Origin of the sequence: Sphingopyxis flava, from assembly GCF_900168005.1 — a bacterium.
In the GTDB taxonomy this organism is placed as follows: Bacteria; Pseudomonadota; Alphaproteobacteria; order Sphingomonadales; family Sphingomonadaceae; genus Sphingopyxis; species Sphingopyxis flava.
On the sequence record NZ_FUYP01000063.1, the window covers coordinates 1 to 5,946 of the forward strand.

Annotated in this window: 5 protein-coding genes and 1 pseudogene; 1 reads left to right on the forward strand and 5 read right to left on the reverse strand. The window is 62.1% G+C overall.

All coding sequences use genetic code 11. The annotated features are described in order from the left end of the window. Window positions 1–290: pseudogene (locus B5X69_RS19995) on the forward strand (hypothetical protein); the annotation flags it as partial. Between the two features lie 149 nt (window positions 291–439). Here B5X69_RS19995 and B5X69_RS20000 read toward each other — a convergent pair. From B5X69_RS20000 to B5X69_RS20015, 5 genes are all read right to left on the reverse strand, one after another. Beyond that, window positions 440–3,418, reverse strand: a complete 2,979-nt coding sequence (locus B5X69_RS20000; protein ID WP_062069500.1) for a Tn3 family transposase — start codon at window positions 3,416–3,418, stop codon at window positions 440–442. A gap of 4 nt (window positions 3,419–3,422) precedes the next feature. Further along, the gene (locus tag B5X69_RS20005) at window positions 3,423–4,007 is read right to left on the reverse strand and encodes a recombinase family protein (protein WP_066659028.1); all 585 of its coding nucleotides are present in this window, start codon (window positions 4,005–4,007) and stop codon (window positions 3,423–3,425) included. A 100-nt stretch (window positions 4,008–4,107) separates the two neighbouring features. Next, window positions 4,108–5,010 (reverse strand): antitoxin Xre/MbcA/ParS toxin-binding domain-containing protein, encoded by a 903-nt coding sequence (locus B5X69_RS20010; protein WP_245798820.1) that lies wholly within the window; start codon window positions 5,008–5,010, stop codon window positions 4,108–4,110. Beyond that, window positions 5,007–5,480 carry a hypothetical protein gene (locus B5X69_RS22145; protein ID WP_245798821.1) on the reverse strand — a complete coding sequence of 158 codons (474 nt, stop codon included), beginning with the start codon at window positions 5,478–5,480 and terminating at the stop codon, window positions 5,007–5,009. Before B5X69_RS22145 ends, B5X69_RS20010 begins: the two co-directional genes overlap by 4 nt. Next, window positions 5,481–5,946: recombinase family protein (locus B5X69_RS20015; RefSeq protein WP_245798822.1), on the reverse strand; the 466-nt coding region annotated here is incomplete at its 5' end. It lies immediately after the preceding gene.

Below are 5,946 nucleotides of genomic sequence, written 5' to 3' on the forward strand. Positions count from 1 at the left end.
CACCCTGGAAATGGCGCCACTTGAAATCCGTCATCGTTCCGTCCGTCCAATCTCCGCCAAGCATGCTCAAGCTTCACGATTTTTGCAACAGAGCCATCCCCACGGCCTATGCCACGATCAAGGGATTCGAAGTCATGCGAGCCCTGCGCAAAGGACAGGCTCGCCCCTGGTGCCTGCAGCCCGGCATCAGGGGCGAGGTGCGCCTTGTGGAGAGAGCTTTTGGCATTGGGCCCTCGGCGCTGACGGAGGCCATGGGCATGCTCAACCACCATTTCGCAGCAGCCGCCTGATCGGCGCAGAGCGACAGCCTACCTCTGACTGCCGCCAATCTTTGCAACAGAGCCCTTCGCCACATTCGACATGACTCGCCTCCGTTGCTGACTACTCCACCGTCAACATCTCAGATTTGAGCCGCAAAGGCTTCCCGCAGTCATCGGGTCTAAGGTTTCGCCGGACCTTCGACGGCGTGCATCTGGCGAAGCGGCCTGAGGGCGGACGATGGCGCATCGGGGTCGGTCCAAAGATAATCGCCGGTGAGGTTGATGTGCTGCCATCCGAGCGGCGAAAGGTGTTGCAACAGGTCCGGCGGGACCGACCGGCCGAGACTGGCAAGATGCATGCGGGCGGCTTGCAGGTAGGTCGTGTTCCACAGGACGATAGCACCGGCGACGAGGTTTAGCGCGCTCGCCCGATGGGTCTGGGCTTGCAGGGCGTGATCACGGATGCGGCCGATCCGGTGGAAGAAGATGGCGCGTTTCAGAGCATTTTCGGCCTCACCCTTGTTGAGTTCGCGGGTTGCGCGGCGCCGCTGTTCGGGCTGCTCGATCCAGTCGAGTGTAAACAGGGTGCGCTCGACGCGGCCGATCTCGCGCAGTGCCAAGGCCAGGCCATTGGCCCGTGGATAGGAGCCGAGCCGTTCCAGCATGATCGATGCACTCACGACGCCGGTGCGGATCGAGGTGCCCAAGCGCAGCACGTCGTCCCAGTGTGCGGCGATCAGGGCCTCGTCGATCCTGCCCGCGACCAGCGGCGCGATATCTGGGCCAGGTTCGATTCCGTTGAACAGGTGAAGCCGGCGCGCGGCGATGTTAGGGATGCGCGGCGCGAACCGGAATCCAAGTAGATGGCATAGCGCAAACACATGGTCGGAAACGCCCCCACCATCGACGTGATGCTCCTCAATGTGCAGATCGGCACCATGATGGAGCAGCCCGTCCAGCACCTGCGCCGCCTCGCTTGCGGATGCGGAGATGACGGTGGAATGAAACGGCGCGTAGCGATCCGAGACATGGCTGTAGAAGGAGACAGCAGGCTCCGCCCCCTTGTGCGGATTGACTGCGCCGGTCGCCTGAGCACGGCGATCAAGCAGGAAGTTCTGACCGTCCGAACTGGACGAGGTCCCGGACCCAAACAGGGCGGCGAGCGGCGCGGTGTGCTGGGCATTGACCAACCGGGCGAGAGCCCTACCGTAGGTTTCCTCGCGTAAATGCCATGAGGCGAGCCAACTGAGTTGGCGTTGGGTCACGAGATCGCAGGCTTCTGCCATGCGCTTATGGCCAAGATTGGTCGCATCGGCGAGCACCGCCGTCAGGATAGCGCGGGGTTCATCGGCAACCCGACCGCTTTGCAGATGCGTGAAGCACTGGCTGAAACCGGTCCATCGATCGACTTCAGCAAGGAGATCGGTGATGCGGATCGCGGGCAGATGGGCGTAGAGCGGCGCAAGGGCGCTATCCGCTTCATCCGGCGTGACCGCCTTCAACGGCGAAATCCGCAGCTTGCCAAGGCTGAGTTGTACGTCTTCCAGCGCGTCCGTCTCCGCCTTCCGCTCGACCTCTGCCAATCTCCGGGCGAGACGGGTACGCCGTTCGTCCAGCCAGGCACTGGCCGTATCGGGTGCCGGGATCGGCAAAGGGCCGGCTGCGCGCATGGTGGCAAATACCGGACTTGGAATAAGCTGTTGCTCGACGGCACGATAGCGTCTGCTTCCCTCGACCCACATGTCGCCGGCACGAAGCCTGTCACGAAGCTCGACTAGGACGCAAAATTCATAAACTCTGCGATCGGGAATGCCGGGGCCGATCGCGCGACGCCAGGCCTGCCGAATGAAGGCAACTGGTGTATCCGGCGGCAGTTTTTTCAGGCGACCTAGATGAAGGTCGCGCATGATAGCGACTGCTCGCGCGAGCGTATGGCAGGCCGGGACCGCTCCGAACGTGAACGAGGCGATGAACAAGGGACCGACCTGTCGGAGAACGGGGTAGTTGGTTGCGGCGACGGTAACGGGATCGACGGCATCGGGGCGGATCAGCTTGCGGGCTTCATCGACTTCACGGCCAAGATCATCCCATCCAACTACGGCCTCGACCGCGGCGCCGATGTCGCCGCCCGACACCTTGGCAGTGAGCAGGGCATCGCCGAGCCGGGCAAGTAGCCGGATCTTACCGTTGATGTTGCGCCGGTCGCGCTTGAGCGCTGTGTCTGCGCTGTTCTGCTCGCGCCGAAACATCTGACCCAGCAGGCGGTCGAACATCAGCACCGCATCGTCGGTGAGCGTGACGATGGTTTCGAGTACGGTTGCCGCCAGCGTCGCACGGCGCCGCGTTGCTTGCAGCGTTCGGACATGTTGCGCCGTCAGCCGAGCCCCTTCCTGACAGAGGCGTCGCAGGCGTTCAGGATGTATGCCTGCCGCGATATCGGGATCGATCCCAATATCGCGCAGCAGAGCTAGCCGCCGGATGATGACGGCGAACGTCTTGCGACCGGGCTTGCCGGGCGGCTGCCGCACCCATCCGAGGCCGCTGAGGTTCGTGCCGGCGTGAGGCAGAAGAAGGGCATCAAGCAGACGGCGTTGCCCAGTCTCCAGCCCTCGGGTCAGATGCTCGGCGACATGGCGCTCGGCGTCGAGCAGCGCCTGCGCAACCATCCGTTCGACCGAACTGATGCCAGGTACGATGATGCGCCGTCGTCGGCACTCGCCTAGTAGCGACCGTGCCAGCCCAGCCCCGCTGGTCGTCGTCAGCGCAATCGGCAGCAGCCATTCCTGCAACGCCGCTCGCAATGGCCGGCTGAACTGTGTGAACCCAAAGCCCTCGCGCAGCGCATCGAGCTGTTCGTACCGGGTCGGGCCGCGCGTCGCATAATCGGCCAGCACCTCGGGCGCGATCTGCAATTGCTCGGCGACGAACGCGAGCGGCGTATCGGGGATCAATTCGCCCGGGCGCAGCAAACGGCCGGGATAGCGCAGCGCGCATAGCTGGATCGCGAAACCCAGACGATTATGCGGTCGCCTGCGGCGCACGATGATAGCCAGGTCATCCTCACTCAACGTCCAGTGCTGAACGAGCGTGGTTTCATCATCGGGAAGTGCGAGCAACGCCATGCGTTGCTCGTCCGACAGCACGGCGCGACGAGGCATTGGGTTAGGCTTTGGCGGGCGGCGCCCAACCGATCCGGGCAAGAGTGCCAATCAAGGTCGAACGCGGCACCTTGAAGGTGCGACAGACGGATGCCTTGCTTGCTCCGCCATCAAGCGCGGCAGTAATCCGTTCAAGGGTCTCAGTGTCGATCATGGGAGGCCGTCCACCCTGGCGCCCTCGACGCTTTGCAGCCGCCAGTCCCGCCATCACCCGCTCGCGCGTCAGCGCGCGCTCATATTGCGCCAGCGCGCCGAACAGCGAAAATAGCAGTTCGCCGTGCGGCGTGTTCGTATCCATCTGCTCAGTCAGCGAACGGAACGCGATGCCACGCGCCTTCAGGTCAGTGACGATCGCCAGCAAATGCGGCAACGATCGCCCAAGCCGATCGAGTTTCCACACGATCAGCGTATCGCCCGCACTCAGATAATCGAGGCAGTCCTTCAGGCCCGGTCGATCGTCGCGTGCTCCCGATGCCTTATCAGTATGCAAATTACGCGGATCGACACCCGCCGCGACCAGAGCGTCGCGCTGAAGATCGACAGTTTGGCGATCATCGGCCGATGACACCCGCATATATCCGACCAGCATGTACGACAAACCCTCAAAACCACTTTGAGGGCATAGCGTGGAAGGTACGCCAGACAACGCTAAGGGCGAACAATACGAGAAAATAGTGGCGTGAGGGCCATCAACGCCGCAGTTCGCTCAATCCCAGCTCTTCCCACATCCACGTAAAATCATAGCTCGCCATTGGATCCCCAGCGCTGGATTTGGCCGAGCCGTTCTCGATATATTTGAGCCAATCGGCCACTTTCGCTCGACCTGCCTTGGTGCGGGCCAGAGCGCGTGGTGTCTTGTGGTCGAGGGCCGGAACCGGCTCATCGAGCGTTTTCGTATATTCACGGGTCAGCATATCATGAACGATGCGCTCCATTTCATGCGGCGGGATATCCAGCACCTCGTCCTGTGGCGCGCGCGGGGCATCGTCGGCCATAACCTGAGCCAACGTCCGGATTTCGGTCATGGGTACGTCCAGGTAATCGCCCATCCATTCGCGCACCTGCACAGTCGCGCGTTCCGCACGGGCGGCGCTGTTCACCTCGACGATCAGTTTGCGGCCTTTCAGTTCCACATTGGCAAAAACCGGTGTGCCGTCATCCATGGTCGTAACGAAGGCCTGTTTGCCTTTGGCCGCCTGCGGCTTCTTGTTCTTCATCGCCGGCGCTAGCCAGTTCCAGAAATTGTCGCTGGCAGGTTCCAGCCATTGTGCTGCATTCAGCCTTCGGACTATGCTCTTGCCGACCACGCCTTTTGCCAGCGGAAAGACAATACGGTGGAACACCAGGTCATCGCCGTCGGCGTTGACCATATCCGGCACGCTGCCGGTCATGGCCTTGCCCAGACAGTCGAGCAGCCACATGTTTGTGAACATCGGTCCCGATGCTTCCAGAAGCACGTCCCGATCGGACGGGTTCACTCCCGCAGTGTCCTGTGTTTCATCCGCAAGTCGGGAGAATGCATCGACCACTTGCACGGCGCCTTCAGCGCTGAACGGCAACAGTGCTCCGGAAATACCATAACGGCCGTTCACTTCGACAACCCTTGCGGCGATCTTGTCCCAGTTGACGAGGTCTGGGTTGCACCATGTTCCCGCACCGTCACCGGCGGGACGTCGCGCAGCAGATCGCGCAGGGTCATCGACTGACCAGGCACGACTTCGCTGATCTCATAGAGCGACATGACCGTATCGCGTAGCGCGCGCATATAGGCCTTATTCGGGGCCTTTTCGTTCCAGCCCCGGCGCTTGAGATAGTCATCGACCAGATTGCTACCGTCAGGTTCCAGTTTCTGCGTGAGCAAATCTTCAAAGGCGCAGCCCCAGATCGGTCCTTGCCAGTGATCGCCGAAGATTTCGAATATGGCGTCGGGCTCGAGTCCCGTCGCCTCGGATGCTGGCCCGTGATGCGCGGACAACATTTCGGCCAGGGCATCATCCCACGGCGCGCGATCCGCATATTTCATCAGGCCCGAAAGATCGTGAGCGGATTTCGATTTGGACATTCAGACGGGCCTTTCCACGCCGAGGCGGCGCATTTCGCGATAGATGGTCGATCGACCGATGCCGAGTTGCCGCGCCGCTTCTGTCGGAGAGATGCGGGCTTCCACCAGTTTTATGGCGGCATCCACCTTGGACATGTCGAGGGGCTGACGGCCCGGCTGCTTGCCCTTCGCCCGTGCGGCTGCGATGCCATCCCTAGTTCGCTCGGAGATCAGCCGCCGCTCGAAATGGGCAATGGCCCCGAACACATGGAAGATGAGTTCCCCCGCGGCTGATGATGTGTCGATCTTTTCCTCAAGGCTCAGGAGCGCGATGCCCTGGCCGCGCAGCGCCTCGACTATGGCGAGCAGTTCGGCCAGCGAACGCCCGAGCCGGCTCTGTTGCAAAGATTGGCGGCAGTCAGAGGTAGGCTGTCGCTCTGCGCCGATCAGGCGGCTGCTGCGAAATGGTGGTTGAGCATGCCCATGG